Origin of the sequence: Halovivax limisalsi (genome assembly GCF_023093535.1) — an archaeon.
Classification (GTDB): Archaea; Halobacteriota; Halobacteria; order Halobacteriales; family Natrialbaceae; genus Halovivax; species Halovivax limisalsi.
Map to the genome: position 1 here is coordinate 278,628 of NZ_CP095757.1, position 26,284 is coordinate 304,911.

Annotated in this window: 24 protein-coding genes and 1 pseudogene; 11 read left to right on the plus strand and 14 right to left on the minus strand. The window is 68.7% G+C overall.

All coding sequences use genetic code 11. The features are described 5' to 3' along the window. The first annotated feature begins 117 nt into the window (after window positions 1–117). A complete protein-coding gene (locus MXA07_RS01190; protein ID WP_247730226.1) occupies window positions 118–2,622 on the plus strand; it encodes an OmpL47-type beta-barrel domain-containing protein in 2,505 nt (834 codons plus the stop codon). Window positions 2,623–2,649: 27 nt separating this feature from the next. Here MXA07_RS01190 and MXA07_RS01195 read toward each other — a convergent pair whose 3' ends face one another. Continuing rightward, window positions 2,650–3,966, minus strand: a complete 1,317-nt coding sequence (locus MXA07_RS01195; protein ID WP_247730227.1) for an FAD-dependent oxidoreductase — start codon at window positions 3,964–3,966, stop codon at window positions 2,650–2,652. A gap of 84 nt (window positions 3,967–4,050) precedes the next feature. Between MXA07_RS01195 and MXA07_RS01200 the strand changes: the two genes are divergently transcribed. Beyond that, on the plus strand, window positions 4,051–4,707 hold the full coding sequence (locus MXA07_RS01200) for a helix-turn-helix domain-containing protein (protein WP_247730228.1): 657 nt from the start codon (window positions 4,051–4,053) through the stop codon (window positions 4,705–4,707). 193 nt (window positions 4,708–4,900) lie between these two features. Here MXA07_RS01200 and MXA07_RS01205 read toward each other — a convergent pair whose 3' ends face one another. Then, a complete protein-coding gene (locus MXA07_RS01205) occupies window positions 4,901–5,836 on the minus strand; it encodes a hypothetical protein (RefSeq protein ID WP_247730229.1) in 936 nt (311 codons plus the stop codon). 183 nt (window positions 5,837–6,019) lie between these two features. Then, window positions 6,020–7,312: an amidohydrolase gene (locus tag MXA07_RS01210; RefSeq protein ID WP_247730230.1), complete on the minus strand. Its 1,293-nt coding sequence runs from the start codon at window positions 7,310–7,312 to the stop codon at window positions 6,020–6,022. A gap of 258 nt (window positions 7,313–7,570) precedes the next feature. Here MXA07_RS01210 and MXA07_RS01215 point away from each other — a divergent pair, with 258 nt between their 5' ends. Continuing rightward, a complete protein-coding gene (locus MXA07_RS01215) occupies window positions 7,571–8,446 on the plus strand; it encodes a DUF4382 domain-containing protein (RefSeq protein WP_247730231.1) in 876 nt (291 codons plus the stop codon). Window positions 8,447–8,584: 138 nt separating this feature from the next. Here the strand turns inward: MXA07_RS01215 and MXA07_RS01220 are convergent. Then, window positions 8,585–8,835 (minus strand): annotated as a pseudogene (locus tag MXA07_RS01220) (IS5/IS1182 family transposase); the annotation flags it as partial. 199 nt (window positions 8,836–9,034) lie between these two features. Between MXA07_RS01220 and MXA07_RS01225 the strand changes: the two are divergent. Then, window positions 9,035–10,243 (plus strand): stage II sporulation protein M, encoded by a 1,209-nt coding sequence (locus tag MXA07_RS01225; protein ID WP_247730232.1) that lies wholly within the window; start codon window positions 9,035–9,037, stop codon window positions 10,241–10,243. A 3-nt stretch (window positions 10,244–10,246) separates the two neighbouring features. On the opposite strand, the gene MXA07_RS01230 is transcribed toward MXA07_RS01225, so the two are convergent. Beyond that, window positions 10,247–10,699, minus strand: coding sequence for a toxin-antitoxin system TumE family protein (locus tag MXA07_RS01230; protein ID WP_247730233.1), 453 nt, complete (start codon window positions 10,697–10,699; stop codon window positions 10,247–10,249). Further along, complete coding sequence (locus MXA07_RS01235) at window positions 10,689–11,234, minus strand: DUF7342 family protein (RefSeq protein WP_247730234.1); 546 nt, start codon at window positions 11,232–11,234, stop codon at window positions 10,689–10,691. Before MXA07_RS01235 ends, MXA07_RS01230 begins: the two co-directional genes overlap by 11 nt. Before the next feature lie 156 nt (window positions 11,235–11,390). Between MXA07_RS01235 and MXA07_RS01240 the strand changes: the two genes are divergently transcribed. The 4 genes from MXA07_RS01240 to MXA07_RS01255 all read left to right on the plus strand — a co-directional run bounded on the left by MXA07_RS01240 (window position 11,391) and on the right by MXA07_RS01255 (window position 14,925). Next, window positions 11,391–11,657: a hypothetical protein gene (locus MXA07_RS01240; RefSeq protein ID WP_247730235.1), complete on the plus strand. Its 267-nt coding sequence runs from the start codon at window positions 11,391–11,393 to the stop codon at window positions 11,655–11,657. A 93-nt stretch (window positions 11,658–11,750) separates the two neighbouring features. After that, window positions 11,751–12,605 carry an ATP phosphoribosyltransferase gene (gene hisG / locus MXA07_RS01245; protein WP_247730236.1) on the plus strand — a complete coding sequence of 285 codons (855 nt, stop codon included), beginning with the start codon at window positions 11,751–11,753 and terminating at the stop codon, window positions 12,603–12,605. A 265-nt stretch (window positions 12,606–12,870) separates the two neighbouring features. Then, window positions 12,871–14,058 carry a cupredoxin domain-containing protein gene (locus MXA07_RS01250; RefSeq protein WP_247730237.1) on the plus strand — a complete coding sequence of 396 codons (1,188 nt, stop codon included), beginning with the start codon at window positions 12,871–12,873 and terminating at the stop codon, window positions 14,056–14,058. 129 nt (window positions 14,059–14,187) lie between these two features. Then, complete coding sequence (locus MXA07_RS01255) at window positions 14,188–14,925, plus strand: hypothetical protein (RefSeq protein ID WP_247730238.1); 738 nt, start codon at window positions 14,188–14,190, stop codon at window positions 14,923–14,925. Between the two features lie 12 nt (window positions 14,926–14,937). Here MXA07_RS01255 and MXA07_RS01260 read toward each other — a convergent pair whose 3' ends face one another. After that, window positions 14,938–15,249 (minus strand): DUF7577 domain-containing protein, encoded by a 312-nt coding sequence (locus MXA07_RS01260; protein ID WP_247730239.1) that lies wholly within the window; start codon window positions 15,247–15,249, stop codon window positions 14,938–14,940. Window positions 15,250–15,439: 190 nt separating this feature from the next. Next, window positions 15,440–16,390, minus strand: coding sequence for an acyltransferase (locus MXA07_RS01265; protein ID WP_247730240.1), 951 nt, complete (start codon window positions 16,388–16,390; stop codon window positions 15,440–15,442). A 139-nt stretch (window positions 16,391–16,529) separates the two neighbouring features. Between MXA07_RS01265 and MXA07_RS01270 the strand changes: the two genes are divergently transcribed. Then, entirely contained in the window at window positions 16,530–17,189 is a 660-nt protein-coding gene (locus tag MXA07_RS01270) for an NUDIX hydrolase (protein WP_247730241.1), read from the plus strand. A 43-nt stretch (window positions 17,190–17,232) separates the two neighbouring features. Here MXA07_RS01270 and MXA07_RS01275 read toward each other — a convergent pair whose 3' ends face one another. From MXA07_RS01275 to MXA07_RS01285, 3 genes are all read right to left on the minus strand, one after another. Next, complete coding sequence (locus MXA07_RS01275; RefSeq protein ID WP_247730242.1) at window positions 17,233–18,594, minus strand: ABC transporter permease; 1,362 nt, start codon at window positions 18,592–18,594, stop codon at window positions 17,233–17,235. Continuing rightward, the gene (locus MXA07_RS01280) at window positions 18,591–19,388 is read right to left on the minus strand and encodes an ABC transporter ATP-binding protein (RefSeq protein ID WP_247730243.1); all 798 of its coding nucleotides are present in this window, start codon (window positions 19,386–19,388) and stop codon (window positions 18,591–18,593) included. Before MXA07_RS01280 ends, MXA07_RS01275 begins: the two co-directional genes overlap by 4 nt. 80 nt (window positions 19,389–19,468) lie before the next feature. Beyond that, complete coding sequence (locus MXA07_RS01285) at window positions 19,469–20,986, minus strand: ribonuclease FAU-1 family protein (protein ID WP_247730244.1); 1,518 nt, start codon at window positions 20,984–20,986, stop codon at window positions 19,469–19,471. A gap of 221 nt (window positions 20,987–21,207) precedes the next feature. Between MXA07_RS01285 and MXA07_RS01290 the strand changes: the two genes are divergently transcribed. Then, on the plus strand, window positions 21,208–21,867 hold the full coding sequence (locus tag MXA07_RS01290; RefSeq protein WP_247730245.1) for a DUF6517 family protein: 660 nt from the start codon (window positions 21,208–21,210) through the stop codon (window positions 21,865–21,867). Between the two features lie 30 nt (window positions 21,868–21,897). Here MXA07_RS01290 and MXA07_RS01295 read toward each other — a convergent pair whose 3' ends face one another. Then, entirely contained in the window at window positions 21,898–22,530 is a 633-nt protein-coding gene (locus MXA07_RS01295; protein ID WP_247730246.1) for a riboflavin synthase, read from the minus strand. A gap of 164 nt (window positions 22,531–22,694) precedes the next feature. Between MXA07_RS01295 and MXA07_RS01300 the strand changes: the two genes are divergently transcribed. Continuing rightward, complete coding sequence (locus MXA07_RS01300) at window positions 22,695–22,940, plus strand: DUF7533 family protein (RefSeq protein ID WP_247730247.1); 246 nt, start codon at window positions 22,695–22,697, stop codon at window positions 22,938–22,940. Between the two features lie 48 nt (window positions 22,941–22,988). Here MXA07_RS01300 and MXA07_RS01305 read toward each other — a convergent pair whose 3' ends face one another. Then, entirely contained in the window at window positions 22,989–24,134 is a 1,146-nt protein-coding gene (locus MXA07_RS01305; protein WP_247730248.1) for a M24 family metallopeptidase, read from the minus strand. Then, window positions 24,131–26,008 carry a UvrD-helicase domain-containing protein gene (locus MXA07_RS01310; RefSeq protein WP_247730249.1) on the minus strand — a complete coding sequence of 626 codons (1,878 nt, stop codon included), beginning with the start codon at window positions 26,006–26,008 and terminating at the stop codon, window positions 24,131–24,133. Before MXA07_RS01310 ends, MXA07_RS01305 begins: the two co-directional genes overlap by 4 nt. Between the last annotated feature and the right edge of the window lie 276 nt (window positions 26,009–26,284).

The window sequence follows — 26,284 nt, forward strand, 5'->3', positions numbered from 1 at the left end:
GTCCAGTCGCCCTCGATTGCCACTATCGCGACCGGCGAGAGCGACCGCTTCTATGTACTTCGATCCGGTTGAAAGCATCGACAATCTATTTGCGACGATCGTGTGAAGTGCTGTGTAATGGCATTCTCACGATCGATCGTCTGTCTGATCGTCGTGACGCTCCTTTCGATCGGCATCGTCGCCCCGGCGGTCACGGCGGGCGACGCTCCCCCGTCACCGACCATCGATCAGGGTTCGGTCCAGTCGCAAGTTGCAACGTGCCAGAACGCGTCCGCGACGCTGACGAAACCGGACCAGACCGCGGCGACGTTCTTCTATCCGTGGTACGGCGACGAGGCACACTGGAGCGATCAGGGCCACTCGCCGCCCGATACGTGGTACGCGAACTACACCCCGGATCTCGTCCCGGGATTCGATCCCGGGGTGGAGTTGTACAACAGCAGTAATCGAAGCGTCAAACGGTGGCAGTTCGAGAAGATGCGGCGGGCGAACATCGAGGTCGCAATCTCGTCGTGGTGGGGGCAGGGCTCGCCGACGGACGAGCGCTTCGACACCATCATCGACGAGATCATGCCCGGCACGACGAACCCGCACCGGAATCTTCAGTGGGCACTGTATTACGAGAAAGAGGGACCGGGATACAACGGCTTCGACAACTACGACGATCCGCCGGTGGACGAAATCGTCGACGACATCGAGTACATCAAAGCGAACTACGCCGACAGTCCGTACTACTACACCATCAACGGCTCGCCGGTGGTGTACGTCTACGGTGAACTGACCGACGACGGCGACCTCCAGGCGGGAGAGAACACCACCTACCCGGAGCGCTGGCGGCGCGTGAAGAACCAGACCGACGTCCACGTCGTCCTCAAAGTCAACGGGGACATGGCCGCGACGGAGCCGGGGATCGACGGCTGGCACCAGTACGCCCCGGCAAATCGGTGGGGAACCCAGCCGACCTCGGGTTACGTCTCACCCGGGTTCACGAAACCCCACCCCGAAGGCGCGCCGTTTCTCAAACGGAACGCGACGGAATACGAGACCGCCATCACCGACCTCGTCGACACCGGGCTCTCGCACCTCCTGGTCCAGACGTGGAACGAGTACCACGAGGGCACCCAGATCGAACCCGCGCAGCGAGTCCACCACGACGACTCGGGGACGTTCACCGCTCGGAACGCCTCCTACAACGATACCTTCGTCGACATCACCGGCGACGCCTTCGCCGACGTGGTCCCCACCGGGATAACGGCCGACTTCGCCGACGGGACCGCGCTCACCAACGAGAGCACGGTTCCGCTCACGATCGAGGCGGCGAGTCCGTACGACGCGTCGTACCGGGCCTACCTCTCGGTGGACGGCGGCCAGTTCCGAGCGCTCGGCTGTGACGGCACGACCGCCGATGGAGACGGCCGGTTCGAGACGAACCGCACCCTGTCCGACGGTACGCACACCCTGACCACCTACGTGCGCGATGCGGACGACGATACGTCGACCGACAGTCGCCGGACCGTCACGGTCGACACCACAGCACCCGAGACCACGCTCGCGACGAATCGCTCGCTGTCCGACGGCTGGACCAACGGGTCGGTCGAGATCGCTCTCGATGCGACCGATGCGACGACGAACGTCACCGAAACCCTCGTCAGTGTCGACGGGCAGGCCTACAGCACCTACAGCGGGCCGATCACCCTGTCGGCGAACGGAACGCACACCATCTCCTACTACAGCACCGACGAACTCCAGAACGCGGAGTCGGTCACGAACGCGACCGTCGGTATCGACCGCGAGGCGCCCGCGATCGCGACGGTGACCGCGTCGCAACGCACCGACCTCGAACCCGGCGAGGCCTTCGATCTCACCGTCGACGCGTCGGACGAGACGAGCGGGGTTGGGACCGTCGACGTCGGGTCGACCCCGCTCCGGCGATCGGGCGGGAACTGGACGGCGACGCTGCAAGCACCCGATACGACGGGGAATCACACGATGCCGATCACCGCGTTCGACCGCGCGGGCAACGCGGTATCCGAATCGCTCACCGTCTCGGTCACCGAGGACGACGGTGGCGGCGGTGGCCCAGCGTTACCTCCCCCGCCGGACCCGGAACCGGCGCTCTCGATCGCGTCGGTCGACCTCGACGCGGCCGAACTCGAAGTTGGCGAGTCGGTCGCGGTCAGCGTCACGGTCGCAAACGACGGCGACGCGACGGGCGAACGCACCCTCGAACTCGCCCTCGACGGCGAGGTGGTCGCGACCGCCGCGGTCTCGGTCCCGGCCGGCGAAACGGTCGAAGCGACCCTCAGCCACACGGTCGACGAGCCCGGCGAGTACGAGGTCGCCGTCGGCGCCGACGTGGTCGGGACCGTGACGGTCGCCGAGCCGGCGCCGGACGACGGGGGCGATGGGACGGGGAGAGACGGGGCTGACGGGACGGACGAGGTTGGCGACGGTGGACCGGGCGCCAACGAGTCGACGTCGTCGGTCGATCCGGGCGACGGCTCCACCGACGACGAGTCGGCAGCGGACGCGACCGCTGGCGGCGACGGCGTGCCCGGCTTTTCGCCCGTGGCCGCCCTCGTCGCGCTCGTTCTCACGAGCGCCCTCGCTCGTCGCCGTTGACGGCCGTTCCGGCGACTTCGTGGGTCGTTAGTCCCCGGGGAGCGACGCGTTCGCCACGCGACGCCGCCGCATGCGGTCGACAAGCCGAGTCGGCACCATCGCGGCGAGCAGGTTCCGGGCTGTCGCGCCGGCCCGCGACTCGATCGTCGCCAGCGATCCCAGCCGCCGGGATTCGGCCCGGGCCCGATCGGCACGGGGCTTTCGCTCGCGTTCGTAGGCCGCCAGCGCCGATTCGGTGTCGTCTCCGGTCGCGAGGGTATCGGCGAGAACGAGGGCGTCCTCGATGCCCTGGGCGGCGCCCTGCCCGGCGAAGGGACACATCGCGTGGGCGGCGTCGCCGGCGAGCGCGACCCGATCGCGGTGCCAGCGCTCGAGCGTCGGGAGGTCGGCGAGCGCCGACCGGATGACGTCGTCCGGTTCGAGCGCGTCCAGCACGGTCGGTATCGGTTCGGGAGCGGCCGCGTGGCGATCTCGGAGGGCGGCCAGACGCGTCGCAGGATCCGCGTCGACCGGGACCAGCGAGTCGGGGGCGGTGGCGAACCAGTAGAAGCGATCGTCGTCGATCGGTGCGCCGCCCGTGTAGGTGCCTTGACCCCAGATTTCGCAACCGGCGGTTCGAGCCTGCGCCGGGAGGGTGACCGGGACGACGGCCCGATAGGCGACGGTCGGAAGCGGGCGTCGACCGACTCCGTCGACGACCGCGTCGCGCACCACGGAGTCGATGCCGTCCGCGCCGAGGAGGACGTCCGGCCGAACCGTGGTCCCGTCTTCGAATCGGGCGACCGGCGGCTCCGTCGACGAAACGGTCGCGCACGGCATGTCCGTCTCGACCCGAGTGTCGAGCGCGTCGCGGAGGATTCTCAGGAGGTCGCCGCGATGAATCGCGACGAACCCGACGCCGAACGCGTCACGCTCGACGCCGGCCACATCGAATCGCTGCAGGGTGCGACCGCTCGAGGATCGGATCGTGACGCGGTCGAGCGCCACGCCGGCCGATCGGATCGACGCGGCGATCCCCAGTCGGTCGAAGACGAGCATCGCGTTCGGCTGGAGCGAGATGCCGGCGCCGACGGGCCGGTACTCGCTCGCGGCCTCGTAAACCGTCGGTTCGATGCCCCGCCGTTCGAGCGCGAGCGCGGTCGTCAACCCGCAGATGCCGCCGCCGACGATCGCGACGTCGAGGGCGTCGGAAGCGGCTCCCGGCTCCCCGATCCGTCCCGTCGTCGACGCTTCGCTCGGATCGCATCGTCCGTTCGCGTCGTACCGTTCGGTCTCGCGCTCCTCGCTCGGTTCGGTCGCGCTCGCAGTCCGGTCCGTTCGGGCGTGGCGGTCGACCTCGTTCATACTCGTCGTTTCGTCGGCAGTTCGAAGGGAATGCTGCCCCGTTGAAACGGTTCTTTAAGTGTATTGGGTGCGACCGAGCGACGAATGCGGTACCTGACGGTCCGAATCGATCCGAGCGAGAACGGCGGCCTCCACCCGCTCGGCGAGGCGCTGACCGCGGAACCGACGATCACGCGCGAGGCGATCCACTCCGTCGACGCGCGGGACGACGGGACCGTGGTGCTGTTCGCGGAAGGGAGCGGCGACCGCGAGCGATACGAGGAGATCGCGGCGACCTCGCCGCACGTGATCGACTCGCTGGCCACCGGGACCGACCGCTGGCTCGCGGTGAGTCGGTTCGAACCGACGGACGCGGTCGAGCGCCTGCTGACACTGCCGCGCGAATCGAACCTCAGCGTCGAGTACCCGATCCGAATCGGCGACGACGGGTCGCTACGGGTGACTGTCCTGGGAAGCGACGGAGGGATCCGGCGGCTGTACCGGACCGCCGCGGCCGGTGACGCGCTCTCCGTCGACGTCCTCGAAACGGGTTCGTACGATCCCGACGAGGCGGAACTGCTCGGGGTGCTGACCGACCGCCAGCGGGAGGTCCTGACGGCGGCGGTGGAGGCGGGGTACTACCGCGAACCGCGCGCCGCCAGCCTGGCCGAGGTGGCCCGCGAACTCGACGTCACCCCCTCGACGGCCGGCGAACACCTTCGGAAGATCGAGGCGCGGGTCTTCGCCGAGCTGGTTCGCTGATGCAACACGGGACGAGTGACGCGGTTCGGGCCGAGTGCGTACGCTATTCAGGACGTCGGTCCGAACAGACGCAAAAATCGGAACTGACTGCATCGGCCCGTTCGGAGCCGACATCTCGATTGTAGTGGGGTGAGCTGCTGACAGGCGTGGCGGGCTCGCACGTGATGCCAGGTGGGTGCGTTATCGCAGGTCGTCAGGGCCCGGCGCGATCCGGCGGTCCGTTGCCGGCGTCGTCGTCCTGCCCATCGTCGTCTCCGGTCTCGTCGTCCGTCTCGTCTTCGTCGTCGGCGTCCTCGTCGTCTCCGTCGTCGGCGTCATCCGGCGGACCGGCGTGGTCCGGCGGTCCCTGGTCGCCGTCACTCGGCGGGCCCGCGTCACCCGACGGTCCGGCGTGGTCTGGCGCGTTACCGGGACCGTGCTCGAAGATGAAGTTGGCGACGGCGAGGCCGAAGGGGCCGTCGACGTCGTCTTTGTTATCGTGGATGAACTGCGAGAGGAGCTGACCGAAGGCGTTCTCCGATTCGTCAGCACCGATTTCGACCGTCGTCGAGACCGAGGTGTTCTCGACGGTGGCCGTGACCACGATCGTCACCTCCTCGCTCGGGGCCGGGAGGTCGACCGTGCCGTTCTCGTCGGTCGTGTACGTGCCGACGCCGGCGTAACTCACGTCGTCTTCCCCGTCATCGTCTGCTTCATCGTCGCCGTCGTCCGCGTCCTCGTCGTCGCTTTCGTCTTCGTCATCGTCGTCCGCCTCGTCATCATCGTCGCTTTCGGTGTCGTCGCCACCGTCCGCTTCGTCCCCGTCGTCCGACTCGTCGCCTGCGGCGGGCTCGGCGTCGGTCGATTCGTTGTCGTCGCTCTCCTCCTCGTCGCCGTCGTCGCTCTCGTCATCCTCGTCGTCCGACTCGTTGTCGTCATCGCCCGCGTCGTCCGCGAGCGACACGTCGACCGTCGCGTTGTCGGCCGGCGTGTCGTTCGCCGTGACCGTCACGACCGGATCGGCCGGGTTCGAAACCGAGACCGACAGGTCGTCCGTATCCTGCGAAACGGCCGCCCCGACCGGTGCCAGTGCCGAAAGGACCAGCATGCCGGCCAGCACGACGGCGATGGATGTGGTGGTACGATTCATTGCACTCGGTGCATCGCCGGATCACCGGATAAAGCCCCCAAGCGGTTCGTTCCGTTCGCCGTCGTACAGGAAGCGACGAAATTCAGTTAGAGCGTTTAAAACGGAATCTGAACGTTTAACTCTGCGTGAATTGGCGGGCGGCGGAGGGCTCCGTCACGGGGCGTCCCGCGCCGGTCGGCCGGCTCAGGCCCGGGCGCGCTCGACGAGCGCCGCCGCCTCGGCCGCCGCGCGTTCGCGGACGCGGTCGGCTTCGAGCGTCGTCACCTCGCGATCGCGCATGAGCACCCGTCCGTCACAGATCGTGTGGCGGACGTCGCTCGCCGCGGCGGCGTAGGCCAGGTGGCTCACGAGGTCGTGAGCGGGCGTGAGGTGCGGCGTCGCGAGGCCGATCACGGCGAGGTCTGCGACGCCGCCCTTCTCGAGACGGCCGACCGGCAAGCCGATCGCCGCGGCGCTCCCGGCGGTCGCCAGCTCGACGACCGCCTCGGCGGGGACGGCCGCGGCGTCGTCGGCCGCGAGCTTGCCGAGCATGGCCGCGTCGCGCGCCTCGTCGAGCAGCGAGAGGTCGTTGTTCGACCCGGCGCCGTCGGTGCCGAGTCCGACGGTCACGCCCGCGTCGAGCAGGGCCTGAACGGGCGCCATCCCGCTCGCGAGCTTCATGTTCGAGGCCGGGCAGTGGATCACGCCCGCGCCCGTCTCCGCCAACAGCTCGATCTCCGTTTCGTCGAGGTGGACGCCGTGGGCGAGGAAGTCATCGGGTTCGAGCAAGCCGAGATCGCGAGCGTACTCGAGCGGTCGGACGCCGCGTTCCTCGACGATAGGCGTCACCTCGTCTTCGGTCTCGTTCGCGTGGGTGTGAACGGGAAGGTCCGCCTCGCGCGCCTTCGGCACGAATTCCTCGTATATCTCCGCGCTCACGGTGGTGAGCGAGTGGGGCATGAAGGCCGTCCGCACGCGCCCGTCGGCGGCGCCGTCGTACGCGCGGGCGAATTCGAGTCCGGTTTCGGCGTCCGTCCGCGCGTCTTCGTGGTCCTTCCCGACGGAGATGACGCCGTGGCCGAGCCGGGCGCGAACGCCCGCGCGGTCGACGGCCTCTGCGACCCGCTCCATCTCGAAGTACATATCGGCGAAGCCGGTGATCCCCGCCCGAATCATCTCCAGCAGGCCCAGCTCGGCGCCGGCCTCGATCGCCTCCGGGGTGAGTTCCGCCTCGGCCGGCCAGATGGCCTCCCGCAACCAGGCGTCGAGCGGTTTGTCGTCGGCGTAACCGCGAAGGAGCGTCATCGCGACGTGGCAGTGGCCGTTGACGAAGCCGGGCGTGACGAGCGAGTCCGTCGCGTCGAGCGTCTCGTCGGCGTCGAGATTCGAACCGACTTCGAGGATCGTTCCCTCGGCCTGGTCGACCAGCACGTCGGCGCGCTCGACGGTCAGGTCCGGCCGGAGCACCCGACCGCCGGTGATGGCGAGCGTGGGCATACACCCGCGTTGGACGAGGGGCCGCCTTAGCGTATCGATCCGCGTCACGACCGATCGTGCCAGTCCGGAAGAATTTGTCTGACACCGTTTACCGTCGTTCAGAACGGTCCAGCGGGGGATCGGCGCGGGGCCAGGGCCGAAAAACGGCGCTGGCGTGGGAACGAATCGCACGAGGAAACCCGGAAACGGTTCAAAACGGTCCGAACGGCGCGGACGGTGTGGGCCGTTTTACTCCCCTCGGCGGGACCGTCAGGGTGCATGAAACGACGAACCTTCCTGACCGGAGCGGCAACCGGCACGATCGCGCTGACGGCTGGCTGCACGGCCGCCCTCGACGGGTCGGACGCGAACGAACCCGGGACTGGTAGTTCGGGCGCGACCGAACGCGGAACCGTTCGGTTCTACGTGAGCGACGAACCCAACCAGATCGACGACTTCGAGCGACTCGACGTGACGATCTCGCAGGTGGCGTTCAAACCCGCGGGCGATGACGCCGACGAGGGTGACGAACCCGACGGCGGGAACGAGACTGCAGACGAGGAGGACGCCCACGCCGATGCTGAGAATAGCTCGACGACCGACGGGGAGAATGCGTCCCCCGACGACGGATCCGGGGACGACGACGGATCCGATGGCGAGGGTGGGTCCGGAGCCGGCGAGGATGACGGCAAAGAAGACGGCGACGACGGCGACGACTCGACGGACCGCAGCGGCTGGGAGACGTACGACCTCGACGATCCGACCGTCGACCTCACCCAACTGAAAGGGCCGAAAGCGACGGTCCTGGACGAACTCGACGTGCCCGCGGGCGAGTACGTGGCCGTCGACCTGTTCGTTTCAAACATCCACGCGGTACTCACCGACGGTACCGAGACCAGGGTCAAACTCCCGAGCGAGCGGCTCCAGATTCGAACGGAGTTTACGGTCGCCGCCGACGAGGAACTCGACTTCGTCTACGACGTCGCGCCCCACAAGGCCGGTCAGAGCGGGAAGTACATCCTGCGGCCGGTCATCAGCGAGAGCGGGACCGACGCCGAAATCGAAGACGTCGACGCCGAGCCTCGTGCGGACGGCGGCCGCCCGGAGAACGGGAATCGATCCTCCGGCGGCAACCGATCCGACGAGGGCAACTGACGTCGACAACGCGCTCAGTTGATCGCAGCAGTCGGCCCGCCTCCAGCTGACCACTTCGTGGGCCGTGGTGAATCGTAAGACGTAGCTTGATTTCATGGGTTCAGAAACTGCTTCATGTTATGAAGGTTATACATCAATGACTAGCGTGGAGTGATGCGGGAGATCGGCCTCGAACCGGCCGGTCTCCCCCGAGAATATGTGGCATCTCGCTCAGCAGATCCAACGCCTCTCGGTAGGACCTCTCCAGGTAAACTCGAAGACAATGGAGCGATACGACGGCGTATCGGCGAAGCCGCCACCCCCTTTGGGGCGGCGACTTCGCCTCGGCCACCGACAGCATTTTTAGCTAACTGAACCGCTTTCTTTCTGAAGCAGGAGATCTTCGACATAGGCATCGGCGGTTTCCCGCTTCATTCCACTGGTTCTGACGGTCGAAGCCGACGCTATCAAGCGATTCACCAGAGCCACTTCGTGGAATACTCCGGCCCCACTATCGTATCGGGCGCGACCGCCACCTGGTACGGAGCCGTGCCGACTCCGCGAGCGGAAAGACGAGGATTTAACGAGCGCTCGCCCGTCAGCGGGCGTATGGACGAGCGGTCGGGCGCTGACGGGCACTCGGACGAAGCCGATCCCCCAGAGCGAGATCCCCGGTCGACAGACACCGACGGAGTGAGATCGCAAACGGGGTCGAGGGAGCCGCTCCCCCGAGTTCCAGAGCGTTCCACCGAGGCGAAGAAAAGCGGTGCCGACGCCGAGACGTGGATAGACGACGCGAGCAGTCCGGTCGACGCATCCGATGGCGAATCCGGCTCGCCGACGCTCGCCGACGCACTCGATCCCGAGACCGGTCGAATCCCGGTCGATCCGTCGCTCGACGTCGACCCGCCATCGGTCGAGGGGGATCGCCGGCCGAGCGGGCGGAGCGAGCTCCGCGACGCGCTCGCCCGACACCGGGACGCCGGTGAGGGGGCCGAAGAGCGCGCGTCGGACGCGGATCGGCCGTCGCCCGGCCGCCGGGCGGCGTCGCTGTGGGCGGCGCTGTTGAGTCTGCTCGGCGTGGTCTCGTTTCTGCTCGCCGGCTTCCTCCAGTGGCGGTTCGGCTCGACGGAGCTGTTCCTGGCGGACGGCTCGACCCGGACGATCCCGAAGCCGGCCGCGCTGGGCGCGGCGGCCATCGGGGTCGCTTTTCTATCGCTGAGCGTGCTCGGCGTCCGGTACCGGCCGTCGATCACCCGCGGTCTCGCCGCCGCGTGGGCCGAAACGCGCCGGTACGTGTGGTTCGCCGCCGCGCTCCTGATCGGCGGAGCCGTCGTCGGCGCCGCACTCGGTGCCGGTGGGTACGACGTGCTGTCGATCCTGCAGGAGACAACGGGCGAGCGCCCGCCCGTCGCCGGCGAGACGGCCGGCTGGTACCTCCGGCGCAACTCGCCGCCGTTCGTCCTGGCCATCGCCGGCGGGGTGACGGTCGGGCTCGTCACCGGCTACCTCCTCGTCGTCAACGGGCTCGTCATCGGCAACGTGGCCTGGCTGGCGGCCCAGCAAGAGGGTGTCGTCCACGTCCTCGCCGGCCTCGCCCCGCACGGACTATTCGAACTCGCCGCGATCGCGATCGCCGCCGGCGTCGGGTTCCGCCTCGCGCACCGCGTCGCCGGCCGCCTCCGAGGTGCAGAGCGCGCGATCCTGCCCGCCGAGGCGCTCAACCGGTCGGTCCTCCTGATCGCGGTGGCCTGGCTGCTCCTCGCGCTCGCGGCGATCGTCGAGGCGCACGTGACGAGTCTGCTGCTCGGGTCGTGACGGTCAGTGGCCATCGTGCTCGCTCGTCCCGTCCCAGCACGATTCGATCCGTCGCTCGATCGCCGTCGTGACGGTCGCGTAGACGTCGAGGGGGTGCAGCGGTTCGAGATTCAGGTCGACCCCGGGCGTCCCATCGGGCGGTTCGTGGAAGTGGAGGCGCGAATTGTGTCCGTTCGGATGGCGATCCCACCGACACTCCCACGTCCCGGGTTCGTGTCGTTCGAGGTAGCGGATCGAGAAATCGCCGGACGAGAACCAGCGAACGTCGAGCCGACACGCCTCGATGGACGGTGGATACAGCGATGGATCGAACTCGACGACGAGGAGCCGCGGCTCGAATCGGTCGGGCCGATAGCTCGTGGCCGAGACGAGCCTGTCGCCGTCGAACTGGGTCTCGAGAAGCTCGATCGTCGCGCTATCGGGCGGGCCGGTCGACCAGGTGGGCTCATCCGGCATTCGCAGGGACGAGGCGACCGTCGTTTCGGGCCAGCTGTCGGGCGAGTTCGTAGAGACGGATATGACGAATCGTCGCGTGCCAGTCGGCGATGGCGACCATTCGCTCGTGGACCGACTCGTGATCGTCGCCGTCGAGCGCCGAGACCGAAGCGGGATCACGCGCGTCGAAGCGTGACTCGTAGCGCTCGCGTTCGGCTTCGAGCTGGCGAACCCGCTCGGTGATCTCGTCGATCGAGCGCTCCGCGGCGATCCGGTTCGCCCGTTGCCACTCGAGGTAGCCGTCGTTGCGCTCGTACCTCGCCGGGCGACTCCCGGATTCGACCCGTGCGATCCCCATCTCGACGAGGCGATCGAGGTGCTTCCTGGCGGCGTTGGGTGAACACGAGGCGACGTCGGCGATCTCGCCGTACGTCGTCGGGTCGCTCGTCCCAAGGAGCGTCCGGTAGACGCGATCGAACGTGTCACTCCCGGCCTGCCAGCGCGACCGGTCGATCCCGTCGTCCCCGGCGCCCGGCGCCGGGTCGAAATCGTCCATGGTCGAATGGAGGCGTTCGATCGCAATATATCTTTGTAGTTTTCACATATTTGGTCAGCCCCGTGCGTTCGACCGAGTGATAGTCACCGATGGAACCTCGTCGAACAACCGACGGGAGTGAAAACGTTGACGTGCCAGCCGGCCCGTGAGTGAGCCATGCACCCGTCGAAGCTCTTCTCGGGACTGGCGCTCCTCGTCAGCGTCCTGCTGATCGTGCAGTCGTGGGTGCGCGCGGGCTCGTTCGAGGTGTCGACCCAGGTGATCGGTGCGGTCCTCCTCGGGGCGACGGCCGTCGTCGGGTTCGTCCGCGCGGAGACGGACCCGATCTTCCCCGACTATCACCCCATGGTGATCCTGATCATCTCGTTCGTCGCCCTCTGGAACCTGCTGCTCGTCTACGAGATCGTCCTCGCGATCGCGTAGGCGAATTTCCCGCGGTCCCGGTTCTCGACGGCGGCCGGCAGGACGCTCCGAGATGGAAAGACAATTCCTTGGGGACCTCCAAGCGCCGGCACGATGCGAATCGCCGTTCCCAACAAGGGCCGCCTGCACGAGCCGACGATCGATCTCTTAGAGCGGGCGGGTCTGCATCTGGAAAACGGCGCCGAACGGAAACTCTACGCCGAGACGGTCGACCCCGAGGTGACCGTCCTCTTCGCCCGCGCCGCCGACATCCCCGAGTACATCGCCGACGGCGCAGCGGACATGGGGATCACGGGCCTCGACCAGGTGCGCGAATCCGGCCAGGCCGACGTCATCACGGACCTGCTCGACCTGGATTTCGGCCGGTGCCGGCTCGTCCTCGCGGCTCCGCAGGACGGGACGATCGAGACCGTCGCCGACCTGGCCGGCAAGACGGTCGCCACCGAGTTCCCGCACGTCACGCGCGAGTTCTTCGCCGGGACCGACGTCGATCCCGACGTCGTCGAGGTCACCGGCGCGACAGAGCTCACGCCCCACGTCGAGATGGCCGACGCCATCGTCGACATCACGAGTACGGGGACGACGCTGCGGGTCAACAACCTCGCGATCGTCGACGAGGTGCTCGCGAGTTCGGTCCGCCTGTTCGCCCGCGCGGATGTCGCCGACGACCCCAAGGTGCAGGAACTCAGGACCGCGCTCTCCTCCGTGCTGGCCGCCGACGGCAAGCGGTACCTCATGATGAACGTCCCCGAGGAAAAGCTCGACGCGGTCCGCGACGTCATCCCCGGCCTCGGCGGGCCGACGATCATGGACGTCGCCAACGGCGGCGACAAGGTCGCCGTCCACGCCGTCGTCGACGAGCGCGACGTCTTCGAGACGATCACGGAGGTCAAAGCCGCCGGCGCCAGCGACATCCTCGTGACTGAGATCGAACGGCTCGTCGAGTGATCTCGGGCTACCGAAAGCGATCGGAGCTACCGATTTCGTCTCACAGGCGCCGGACGCAGGTCCGTCCACCTGTCTTCGCAATAACTATTACTCGAGTCTGCCACGTATGAATATGGACCGGATTCCCCGCCGGAGCGCCCTCGCCCTCACGACGTCCGCACTGCTAGCCGGTTGCCTCGACGACGGATTGTCACCGTCGTCGAGTGGCACCGACCCCAATTCGACTGGGCCAGACGCTTCCGGATCGACGACTGTCGAGGGAGCCATGTCGGCTGCCCAGTTCAACGGGTGGTCCCACGTCCCCGCGCTGGAGGACGGCCCCGTGTGGGCGTATCACTACGACTACGCCGAGAGCAAGCGGCAGGAAGTGGACCCGATCGTCGAAGGGATCGAATCGACCGTCCGCGGCGCGGATCACTGGCCGCCCCTCGAAGCGACGGACGAGGTTGTCATGATGCCGACGGTGAACTCCGGAAAATCAAGCGTGACCGTCTTCGAGGGGACGTACGACACTAAGTCCCTCGCCGACCACCCGACAGCGGCTGGGAGTGCGGAAGCGATGTCGGTGGCCGACGGCGTCTTCCGTGCTGAGACAAGCGACTACGAGGTCGCGTTCTCCGACGAAGCTTTCATCAGGACCACAGCCGACGACGGTGTGATCGAGCCCGTGATCGCGACGCTTTCCGGCGACGGGGAGCGGCTCCTCACCACATCCCCCACCGCAGAACCACTGCTCGAGGCCGTCCCAGCGGGACTGATGACGAACCTCATGGCTGACGTCACCCATGACGACGAGACGTTCCCGGAGCTCCCCCACACCGAGGGAATCGTGCTGACGATCACCGACACCGGTCCCGAGCGGTGGTCCGGCGAACTCGCGGTGTTGTTCGGCGAGGACGCCGGAGACGACGAGGTCGTCGACACGGCCGAGGCGCTCTACGATGACCGCGTCGAGGAGATTGGGGCCGTCGAGTGGGACGCGGGAAACTCACAACTGGCGACCGCGTCGTTCGTCATGCGCGCCCCCGATACGGACGACGGGAACGTCGACGACTCGAGCGACGACGGAACGAGTGGTGACGACTCGAACGACGAAGAGACGGAGGCCCCGGCTCCCGATCCGGCCGAGTGGGACGACGTCAGCGAGATTATCCTCGCCGGACACACCAGCGGCTGGGTCGGCGTCGAACCACCGCTCATCGAGGGCGAGCAGAATCCGGCCATCGGGCTATTCGAGGGACGGACGTACACGATCGAGTGGATCGACGGCGACGGCGCCACCCACAACATCGAGATCAGAACCGAGACGGGTGAGGTCGTCGACGGTCTGGCGACCGAACTGACCGCCGAGCCGGATGGCAATCAGGTCCTCGAATTCGAGGCCACCGAGGAGATGGCTCGCTACCGTTGTAACCCGCACCCGCCCATGGCGGGCGACATCGTCGTCTTCTGACCGGGGCGGCCACGCCCTGTCCGTTCCCCCCAGCCAGGCGGTCGCCTGCTCGACCGGTTGGCGTACCCGAACGTTTCGCGGGTCGAGCAGAAAGGTTATGCCGGTAGTCGCGTATTACTCTTCGACTTCATGGCCGACTCGACCGACTTCGCCGATCGCTTTGCGGACCCCCGGGTAACTGCGCCCTACTGCCGCCGCGTGCCGGGCGACGCCGGGGACGTCGTCCTGCTCGGCGTGGTCCACGACCACCCTGCGAGCGTCGGACGGGTCCAGACCGTCCTCGACCGGTTCGAGCCGGAGACGCTCGCACTCGAACTGCCCAGTGCCGCCGTCCCGCTCTACCGAGCCTACGCGTCGAGAGCGACGGGCGACAACCGCCCGCCCGTCGGCGGCGAGATGAGCGCGGCCATCGCCGCGACCGACGCGCGCGTCGCCGGGATCGACGCCCCCAGCCTGTCGTTCTTCCGCCGGCTCGCGACCCGTCTCGTCGCCGACCGCGTCAGTCCGGGGACCGCCCGGCGCGTCCTCGAGAGCGTCGGCGGCGCGACGCGGACCGCCCTCTCCTATCGCCTGGCCGCGACGCTCTCGAACGTCACCTCGGTCTCCGTGACGCCCGACGAGCGCATCGACTACGAGTGCGAGTTCGACGATCCGCCCGACCGGCAGGCCGACCACGAGCGGGGCCACGTCGCCGGCGTCAGGGCGCTGCTGCGCGCGACCGAGGGCGAATCGAAGCGCTACCGCGACGAGACGCGCGAGGCCTGCATGATCGATCGGTTGCGGTCGCTGCGTCGCGACGGCGACGTCGTCGCGGTCGTCGGCGTCGGCCACCTGGATCCGATCGAGGACGCTCTCGCGGGCTGTTGACGGACGACCACTTCAGCCCAGCGTCGAGATGCAGTTCCAGCAGTAGGTGTAGGTCGAATCGGACTCGTTGGGCGCGCCACAGCGCGGACACTCGACGGCCTCGCCCTCGATTTCGAGATCGAACTCCGACGGATCGGCGCGCTCCGCGCCGGTGTGGGATCGATCGACCGGCGCGCCGTAGCGGACGTTCGAGAGGGGGCCGTCGTCGAGCGCACGGGCCGGTCGGCGGTCGTCGCTCTCCTGACGGCTGTAGTAGTAAAAGAGCGCCAGGTGTAGCAGGGCGAACAGGAGGACGTAGCCGGCCAGCCAGCCCCAGAGCTCCATATCGTGGGACAGGATGGCACGGCACTTGGGTATTCGGCGCGGGCCTGCAGGGTCCGGGTTCGTAAGGGTCCGTTACCGACAGATACAGACGGACGCGCGGCATTCGGCCGGAACTCGTCACCGACGACGCGGCCGACTCCCCCGCAGGGGCGCCAGTCTGGACGAAGCCCGCTCCAAACCGTTCGAACGACTACGCACCCGGCGGTTCGAGGTCGCGCTCGAACTCGTCGAAGACGTCGAGGTCGTCGGGCAGGTCGTACTCGATCCGGCGTTCGGCCTGGCGGTTCTCGCCGCCGGCTTCGAGCGGTTCGGCGACGTCCTCCCAGCCCGGCTTGATCTTCACGCTCTTCGCGGGGGCGCCGACGGCGACGTGGTGGGCCGGGACATCGCCCTGGACGACGGCTCGGGCCCCGACGACGGCGTTCTCGCCGACCTGGCAACCGGCCCGGACCATGGCGTCGTAGGTGACGCGAGCGTCGTCTTCGACGATCGTGTGGTAGTTCTCGACGGCCGTCTGGTCGACGATGTCGTGATCGTGGCTGTAGAGGTGGACGCCGTCGGAGATCGACGCCCGGTTCCCGATGGTCAGCTTCCCGCGATCGTCCAGGTGGACGTCGTCGTGGACGACCGTGTTGTCCCCGACGGAGATGTTGTGACCGTAGGTGAACGTGATCCCCTTGAAGAAGCGGCAGTCGTCGCCGCAGGATTCGAAGAGGTGGTTCGCGAGCATCCGCCGAAATCGGAGCGCGAACTCGACGTTGTCCGCGATCGGCAGGCTGTCGAACTGCCGCCAGAGCCACTGGAGGTGCTTCGACCGGCGGAACTTCTCCTCGTCCTTCTCGGCGTAGTACTCGCTCTCGAGCGTGGTGTTACACGGATCGTAACTCTGCAGGCGCACCCGTTCGGCAGCCGAGACGTCCGCGCCGTCTCGCGCCTCGGGCGCTCGATCGGCCTCGTCGTGCTGCGACGCGCTCGCCTGCCAGCGTTCGTAGGCCTCGCGGTCGCCCGTCAGGTCGAGCAGGACGTCCTCGACGACGTCGCACGTGTCCTCCGGGCCCGCGAGTCGGTCGTCGACCTCGTCGATGAACGCCGTCATCGCCGTCTCGGCCTCGGCCGGGAGCGAGACGTGCCGCTTGGTCATGTCGGATCAATCGACGGCCGCGTTGATTAGGGGTTCGGTTGCGGAAGAAGCGGTGACGCAGCGACCGCGGCGAGACGGTGACGCGATGGTCCGTCCCGATCGCAACCGACATTTCGGCGTACCCACTCTGGCAGGGTAGATGCCCACCGAGCACGTCAACCGGGACGACGTCGCCGCGCGGCTGGACCGTCTCCGGACGGCGTCCGAGTCGGTGCCCGTCGTCGAAACCGAAGCGGCGGTCCCGGCCGACCGGTTCGATTCGTTGCTCGAACGCGCTCACGAGGGATACACCGGCGGCGGCTACGCGTGGATCGTCCGCGAGCCGGCCGACGCCCCGCCGCTCTCCCCGTCCATGCCGGCCGATTCCGTCGAGAGCGATCCCGTCGTCTGCCTGATCCAGCACCGGGGCGACGAGGACCGCTGGCGACTCCCCGGCGGCGGTCGCGAAGACGGCGAGACGTACGAGGACGCGACGATCCGCGAGGTGCGCGAGGAGATCGGCCTGGAAATCGACCTGGCCGCGCCGAACCTGTGCTACCGGGAGATCCAGGCGCCCGACGACGGTCGCGACATCCGCCTGCACACCCTTTGGGTCACCTTCGACGCGGTGTGGGCGAGCGGGCACCTCGACATCCAGGCGGGCGAACTCCGCGGGGCGGCGTGGCTGGCCGATCCGCCGCGCGACCTCGGCCCCTGGGCGCAGTATCGCGCGGCCGACTGGTGGGACGCGTTCGATCCCGTCGATCCCTGGTGGGCGGAAACCGACCCGGATCCGCACGCGGAGACGACGGACGAGTGATCGGAGCGCAGCCGAGTTGACCGGGACGGGACGACCGCGCCGATCACTCGTATCGGAGCGCGTCGATCGGATCCGTCCGGGCGGCCTTCCAGGCCGGGTAGAGCCCGGAAATCACGCCGACCAGAATGCCGACCACGATCGCGAGGGCGACGTACTCGACGGGGTAGACCAGCGGCAGGTCGATGTACCGCGCGCCGACGTAACCGGCCGCCAGGCCGAGCGCGGTCCCGAGGATCGCGCCGATCACGCCGAGGACGATCGACTCCAGGAGGAAGAGGCCGAGGACGTGGCGGTTCTGCGCGCCGACGGCCTTCATGATGCCGATCTCGCGGGTGCGCTCGGTCACGGAGACCAGCATGATGTTGGCGATGCCGATCGAACCCACCAGCAACGAGATGGCCGCGACCCCGACGATGAAGTTCTGCAGCAGGCCGAGGATGTCCTGCAGCTGCGAGAGCAGTTGCGTGCTCGTCTGGAGCACCATCTCCAGCTCGCCGGCATCGAGCAGCTCGCTCGCGTCCGACTCGTCGCTCTCGAGGTAGGTCCGCGCAGCGTCACGCGCCCGGTCGACCGCCGCATCGTCGGCGGAGGGTGCCTCGACGACGATCGCGATGTACCGCGTTCCATCAGAGACGGTTGCGGCACCGTCGTCGCCGCCATCACCACCGGCGTCTGCCGAGTCGTTTCCGCCCTCACCGCCCCCCGACTCGCTTCCGGCATCACCGCCCCCCGACTCGCTTCCGGCATCACCGCCCGCGCCCTCGCTGTAGAACGGGTCCGTCGGGACGTAGACCCGCGGCGAGGAGCCGAAGCCCTCGAACGGGCTCAGCCCCTCCGAATCCTCGGTGATGCCGACGACCGTCACCGTCGCCGTCTCGCCGCCCCCGTAGACGAGCGTGAGATCGTCGCCGACGCTGACGTTCGTCTCGAACGCGCCGGCGATGGCGGGGTTGATGACGGCCTCGGTGGCACCCATCTCGAACTGCCGACCGTCGGCGAGGTCGGCCTCGCGGACGTAGGACGGGCCGGTGGCGAAGGCGCCGTCGCCGAGCGGGACGAGGTCGTCGCCGGTCGCGATCGCCTGCGTCCCGAGCGGGGCGTAGCCGTAGGCCGCATCGACGCCGTCGCGCTCCGCGATGGCGGCGAGGTCGGCGTCGCTGACGACCGGCTGGGCGCCCGCGAGCGGACCGCCCTCGGCGCCGGGGTCGGCCGCCCAACCGTAGATGTTTCGCTGATCGTCCGGGCTGATGTCGCCGACGATGCCGGCCTGGAGGCTCGCGCCAAGCGTGACGAACGCGATCACAGCCGCGATGCCGATGACGACGCCGAGCGTCGTGAGCGCCGACCGCAAGCGGTGCCCGCTGATCGACCGCCAGGCCAGCCGGAGGAGCGAGAGCAGCCTCATCGAGGGCCACCCCGCCCCGCGTCGTCGTGGGTATCGTCGCTTCCAGCGCCGCCGGGTTCCGCATCGCTCCCGACGCCGTCGATTTCCCCGTCGTTTCCGACGCCGTCGAGCTCCTCGATGCGCTCGATTTTCCCGTCGAGCAGGTGGACGATCCGCTCGGCGCGCTCGGCGACGTGGCGCTCGTGGGTCACGACGACGATGGTCGTCCCGGCGTCGTGAAAGTCCTCGAAGAGGTCGAGGACGTCCGCCTCGGTCTCGGTGTCGAGGTTGCCAGAGGGCTCGTCGGCCAGCACGAGCGCCGGGTCGTTCACCAGCGCGCGGGCGAGGGCGACCCGCTGGCGCTGACCGCCCGAGAGTTCGTTCGGCAGGTGCTCGAGGCGGTCGCCCAATCCGACGCGTTCGAGTAACTCCCGGGCCCGGTCGAGGCGCTCGCGCCGACCGACGCCGCGAAAGAGCTGGGGCAGGGCGACGTTCTCCAAGGCGGTCAGGCGCGGCATCAGGTTGAACGTCTGGAAGACGAAGCCGACGGCCGTCCCGCGGAGCGTGGTCCGCTCGCGCCCCGAGAGCTGCGTGACGTCCGACCCGTCGACGAAGACCCGGCCATCGGTCGGGGTATCCAGACACCCCACGAGGTTCATCAGCGTCGACTTGCCCGACCCGCTCGGGCCCATGATCGCGGTGAAGGATCCCCGCGGGATTTCGAGCGAGACGCCGTCGAGGGCGTGGACCGGCTCGGCCAGCTGGTAGGTCCGCCGGACGGCCTCGAGTCTGACGGCCGGCTCCGCCGCGGTCATGGGTGCTGGTCAATCCCGCGGGCGAAAAAAGTACGCCCGCGTCTCGGTCAGTTGCTCAGCGACGGCCCCAGTTTGGAACGCTACCTTTCCAGCGCCCGCTCGACGGCGCTCGCGACGGTCGACGCCTTCTCGGCCAGTTCCTCGCTCACCAGCCCGTCGGCGCGAGCGTCGGCGAGTTCGGCCGCGTCGACGACCTCGACCGACCCGTCCGGGCGGCGGACGACGTCGACGTAGAGGTCGACGTACCGGGCGGCGTCGGGGAAGAGTTCGACGGGCGTACAGACGTTGACGTACGTCCCCTTGACGTCGCCGCCGGCGGTTTTGTACGTCGTCGGGTACCACCAGCGGCCCTCGCGCAGCTTCGTCACGGCGACGTCGCCGTCCTCCTTCGGGACGCCGAGGCCGTCGTACGCGCCGCCGCCGGTCATCGAGCGTTCGAGCGTGAGCGAGCCGTCGGGCGCCCACGCGGTCACCTCGCCGCGGCCGAGGGTGAGCAGGCGGCCGTCGGGCTTTCCGTGTTCGAGGGCGAGTCGGTCGCCCTCACGCGGGCCGAACTGGCGGCTCACCGCCGCGAACGGGAAGTCGAGGTCGGCCGTTTCGGCGTCGTCGGTTCCCGCGCCGACGGTCGCGCTCGCATCGCCGCAGACGGCTTCGACGAAGTCGACGGCCGCGCTCGCCGCGCGATCGGCCGCCTTCGTCCGGTGGTGGCCGGCCATCGTCGGCTCGACGGCCCGGCGGACCTCGTCGAGGGCAAAGCGGGACTCGCGGCCGAACCAGCACCACGCGGTCGCGGTCGGCGCGACGAGCTGGACGGGTTCGTTCCGTTCGCCGGGCGAATCGGGCGCCGCCTCGAGCGCCGCTTCCACCGCCGTCGCACGCTCGATCGCCCGGTCGAGCGCGGCCCCCATCGCGTCCAGATCGGCGTCGGCGGCCGGGTGCTCCCAGCGGAGGCCCCAGCCGTCCGGTAGCTCCGCGTCGAGGAGGTCGGTCAGTCCGACGAGTTCCTCGCCGGCCTCGCGCGAGGGCGCCGCCCGCACGCCGCTTCGCCCGCGGGTGAGCGTGCAGAGCCCGCCGCCGACGGAGATCTCGGGAGACACGGCGGGTCGGTCGTCGTCCCACGGCGGTGCTGGATCGGTCACCTGCACCCGATAGGCGTCGCCCGCGTCGACGTAGCCGTCGACCGCGTCGTAGGGGAGATACCCCCGGCGTCCGTCGTCGAGGTCGACGACCGCGCCGCGCCCGCCGTCGGCGTCGCGGACGACCGCGTCGTAGGCGACGTCACGAGGCGTCCCGTCGACCCAGCGAAACGCGTCGATGCCGACGGATTCGAGCGCCGGTGCGAGCGCCTCGACGGCCGCCGGGTCGCCCGAACACTCGATTCCCTGTCGGTCGCGGGTCGTCCGAATCCGTACGTCGGCCGGGCGCGTCTCGAAGGTGGCGTCGAACCGCCGGTCGATCGGCGTCGACGCCTGGACGATCTCGTGGCCCGCGTCGGCGAGCAGGCGGGTGAGCGCGGTGGTGTAGATGCCGCGAATCCGGACGCGAACGGGATCGGTCGCCGCGTCCGACTCCTCGTCGACCGCGTGTTCCGACGGCACGGTATCACCACCCGCCCGAGACGCTCACTGGTTCCGTCACGACAGTCATGCGTCGGCCTCCGCTCGGGAGGGACTTGTTCCTGCCGACTGCGAGCCGGATCGGCCGCTCGCCGCAGGACCGGCTGGCAGCTTGCCGACGAACCGGTTGCCAGCCCGACCAGTGTCGAAGTCGGATAGTCGACACAACAAGCACTTATCGTTGGGGGACCCCGGTTGGGGTGATGAAGCGCCGCACGTACCTCGCCGGAGCTGGAACGGCCGCACTCGCCGGGTTGGCCGGCTGCACCGGGCTTCTCGGACTCGACAAGCACGAGTCGAACCCGGTCGGCGTCGCCGCCGAAACCCGAAACGAAACCGGTTACCAGCAGTCGCGGATCGACGACATCGTCATCGATAAGTCCGTCGACCTGGGGCTCTGGAGCGAGTCGATCACGGTGACGAACTACGTGGTCGAACACGAGAAGGCGATCACGGTCGGACCGCTGATCGACCAGCGCGCGGCGGTCTTCGCCGTCCTCTCGACCCCCCAGATTTCGATCGCCGGCCAGGAGGTCAATCCCATCAAGGACATGGAGACGGGCGAACTGGTACAGAGACTCGCGGCCAATTACGAGGGGGTCAGCGGCGTCCAGCACGTCGAAGACGCGACGGTTTCGATCCTCGGCGAATCCGTGACCACGTCCACCTTCCAGGCCCAGGCCACGTTCGGGGGGAATCAGGACATCGACGTGAACCTCCACGTCACCGAGGCGGCCGCGACGGACGAGGATCTCGTCGTCGGCGTCGGCGTCTACCCGACCGCGCTCGCGAGTCAGGAGCGGACGAACGTCGAAACGCTGCTTTCGTCGATCGACCCGAGCGTCGACGTCCGGAGCGAGTGAACCGCCGACCAGAGTCGGATCGACCGGCTCTCACTTCGCGGGCCGCGCCAACTCCGACTCGTCCGCCGCCGGCGCCGCCTCGAGGACCGACTCGACGTACTTCGCCAGCACGTCCACTTCGAGGTGGACGGGATCGCCCGGGTCCTTCGCCGAGAGCGTCGTCAGGTCGTACGTGGTCGGGACGATCGCGACCGTCACCCGATCGCCGTCGAGCGCGGCGACCGTGAGACTGATCCCGTCGAGCGTGATCGATCCTTTCTCGACGACGTACTGGGCGTACCCCGGCGGCAACTCGAACTCGAAGTACCAGTCCTCGCCGACGGACTCGATCTCGCCCACGGTGGCGACGGCGTCGACGTGGCCCTGGACGACGTGGCCGTCGAACCGGCCGTCGGCGGGCATCGCCCGTTCGAGGTTGACGGCGTCGCCGACGGCGAGATCGCCGAGGTAGGTCCGCTCGACCGTCTCGTCGGCGAGAAACACCTCGAACCACGCGTCCCGCTCGAAGCGCTCGACCGTGAGACAGACCCCGCTGACGCTGATACTCGCGCCGTGGGCGAGGTCGCTCGCCACCTCGTCGGCCCCAATTCGCAGTCGAACCCCATCAGACGTTGCCTCGCGATCGCGGATCTCGCCCGTCTCCTCGACGATCCCGGTGAACATACGAGGGAGTCACCCCCGACCCCGAATAAGGTTTCCGAAACAGGAATGCATAACGCATGTGTTATGGTATCGTCCAGGGTGTGATGCGACGGCCGCGAGAGGGGGACGGACGGCCCGAAGCGGTGGCGAGACGTTTTTGCCGCCAGGGGCCAAAGCGGGTCGCAATGGCTGGAATCCTCGAGACGTTCAAACTCGCCGGGACGCTGATCTTCGCCATTCCGGCGGGGCTGGCCGGTCTGGACCTGCTCGTCCGCGGGGGCGAGCCGGTGATCGGCGGCGGGCTCGTCGTCGCCGCCCTGGCGCTCGTCGCCTTCGAGCGGTACCTCAGCCTCCCGACCGACGTGCCGGCGGAGGCGGCCGAACGAGTCGGGGGCGCCGTCGCGGTCGATCCGGACGACGAGAACGAGTGATTCGAACGGCGAGAACGAGTAGCGCTCCGACAGCCTCCTGCCGCGTTGTCACACGGTGTACGCCGACGGCTCGAGCGACCAGTTCGGGTCGCCGACCCAGCGCACCTCGTCCTCGGTCACCACGACCGGCTCGGCGATCCGGACCGCCGCGCCGTCGTCGCGTTCGACGCCGGCCTCGAGCGTCACCACCGACCCCGGACGGATCTCGGCGCCCGGCCGGAGCGGTCGTTCGACGGGGTCGCGACCGATCCCGACCGCCGTCCCCGTCGCCGTCCCGGCGAAGCCGAAGGAGCCGATCTCCGCGACGAGTTCGGCCTCGACGTCGCCGACGCTCGGCGCGTCCGTCCGGAGCAGCACCCGCGCCGATCGCAGCGCGCTCTCGACAGCGACGTGGGCGCGTCGCTCCCACCCGCCGTCGGTGCCGGGCACCAGCGTCCGGACGAGGCGGGCGTGATAGCCCGCCCGCCCGCAGGCCGTGAGGTCCACGACGATCGGGTCGCCGGACTCGATCCGGGCGTCGAACGCCGACGCTGCGGGTGCTGACCCGGACGCGTCGGCGATCGGCGGCGAGCCGGACGCGCGCCTGGTAGCGCCCTCGGGCGTGACGATCCTCGTGCGCGCCCCCGGAGATCCGCCCGCGGTGACGACCGCGGCGTCGATCTCGCGGCGCAGCTCCCCGACCGTCGGGCCCGAGTCGGATCGCGGCTCCCCGTCGACCGGGTCGGCGGCGAGCGTCGCGGCGCGTCGCAGGCCGGCCGCGGCCGCCGCCCGGGCCGATCGGATCGCGTCGCGCTCGGCCGTCGATTTCCGGCTCCTGGCGACCGCGAGGGCGTCGCTCGAGGCCAGGTCGAAGCCCGCCGAATCGAGATGCAGCGCGGCGTCGTGGGGGATCGACGGCGGGACCAGGAGCGTCCCGGTGTCGGCGCGCTCGCCGAGGCGGGCGACGAGGCGCTGCGCGGCGTGGTCGGACGCCGAGGATTCGACGAGCGTCGCGTCCGGCGTGATCCCGTAGGCCCGCGGATCGGTTCGAACTCGTTCGGTTGGCATCTGTTCGACGGTCGCGTTCGCCGCAGGCTCGTCGAGAGCCGCCGCGAGAAATCGGGTCGCGGGCGATCGGCACCGACCGACGTGGACGAAGCCGAGGGCGTCCCGCTCGTCGATCGCGGTCCGGATCGCGTCGAGGACCCGACTCACGCTGGACCGGCTTCGAGTTCGTCCGGTTCCTGCAGTTCGGCGACGAGATCGTCGAGGTCGGTACCCGTGAGTTCGTTGTTGAGCAGGACGTCGATCGGCAGTGTCGGGGCCCCGTCGACGAGGTTCTCGAGCAGGACGAGTCGTTCCCGGGCCCGGGACATGCCGACGTAGAACACCCGGCGCTCGTTATCGGTCAGCACCGGCACCGGCGACGTCGTCTTGGTGAACTCCTCGACGCCGGGGACGTCGGTGACGCCGCCCTCGCCGTCGCCGGAGCGATCGTCGATCGTCGCGACCATCTGCTCGACGACCTTCTCGGTGAGGTCGGTCGCGACGAAGACGTGGTCGGCCTCGCGACCCTTCGCGGAGTGGATGGTGCCGACGCGGACGCGGTCGGTCGCCATCCCCCGGTACTCGCCGATGTTGAAGTAGGCCTTGACGGACTTCTTCTGGAAGCTGGTGACCTTCCGCAGCATGTCCGCCGCGGAGTTCGTCCCCGGCATGAAGGGGACGTGCTCCTCGATCACCGACGCGGGGACGGTCAGATCCACCAGATCGTCGACGCCCGCTTCCTCCTCCAGATCGTCGATGGCGTCGAAGAGCGCGTCGCGCTCGTTCGTCCCGAACGCCGAATCCTGCAGCATGTCGGCCAGCCGGCGGGCCTGCAGGCCGTCGACGTCCTCGCCCGCGTCGATCGCTTCGACCGCGCGGACGTACTGAGTCAGGCGGTCGGTCCACATGCGCTGGTCGGTCAGCGCGGTGAAGGGGACGCCCTCGGTGATGAACTCGTCGACGAACTGGAACATCTGGTAGCGCGCCCGAAAGAGCAGCATGATGGTGCCGTCGCCCTCGACGAGCGTCCGGCGGACCATCCGAACCACGTCGAGCATCGACTTGTTCGCCTCGGCCTCGACGACGCCGCCCTCCTTGCGCGGGTTGAGGTCCTTGTCCTGGCGGACGTCGATGTGGCGGATCTCGCGGTTGACGGCGTGGAGCACGTTCGAGGGCAGGCGGTAGGAGTTCGGGAGGACGACGTCGTCGTCGACCTCTTCATCGAGCAGGAGCGCGGGGTCGGCACCCTGCCAGGAGTAGACGACCTGGTCGTCGTCGCCGGCGATCAGCACCCGCTCGACGTGGGGTTTCCACTCGTCGTAGACGTCGTACTGCAGGGTCGTGATGTCCTGAAACTCGTCGATCACCAGGTAGTCGACGTTCGGGACGAGCGAGCGCTGCTTGACCCGCTCGAGCATGTCCGCGAAGCCGACCTTGCCCTCCTCGCCCTTGTAGTTGCGCCAGGCGCGGATGACCTCTGGGACGTCGATCCGGTCGTCGTCCGAGGGCCACGTCGGCGTGTACTTGTTGCCCTCCTGGGCGTTGGGATCAATCTCCGGCGGCAGGCGGACCTCGTCGACGTCCCACTGGAAGGGCACGTCGTACCAGTCGGCGACGTCGCGGCTGGTCCGCTGGAGCCACTGGCTGGTCGCGATGATCTTGTTGCCGATCGTCGTCGATCGCGCCGTCCGCCGGCCCGCCCCCGAGTACTCGTCCTCGTACTCGATGCCGTAGTCCTCGCAGAAGTCCTCCTTGTCGGACTCGCCGATGACGTCCCCGCGTGAGAGGTCGAGCAACTCGTAGGCCTTCGCGTGCATGGTACAGACGTTGCCCTGCAGGGATCGCGGGTTGATGTCGAGGCGTTCGGCCAGGCGCTCGCGAACCTCCTGGGCGGCCGCCCGCGTGTACGAGACGACGAGCACGTCGCGGAACGAGACGCTCTCGTCCTCGAGAATCTCCTCGACGTGGTCGAGAAGCGCCGTCGTCTTCCCGCTCCCGGGCCCGCCGAAGAGACGAGTCACCGCGGTGTCACTGGTGGTCATTGTCACCGTACAGGGGCGCACCCCTCATAAGTGGCGTGGGTTTCCTTCGACGGTCCGACCGCTGAATCGCGAGGTCGCAGCGAGCGATTCGGATCGGCAGGCGGCACGCCCCACGGTCGGCCCGACCCGCTGCGTCGAACGCGGGCGTGGTGACCGAACGCGTCACTCGATCGGATCGTAGCGGACGGAGACCCGACCGCAGCGAGTGCCGGAACGACGAGACGGGCGCGAGCGAAGAAGCGACGAATCACGAACTGTCGTCGCCGGTCGGCGAGG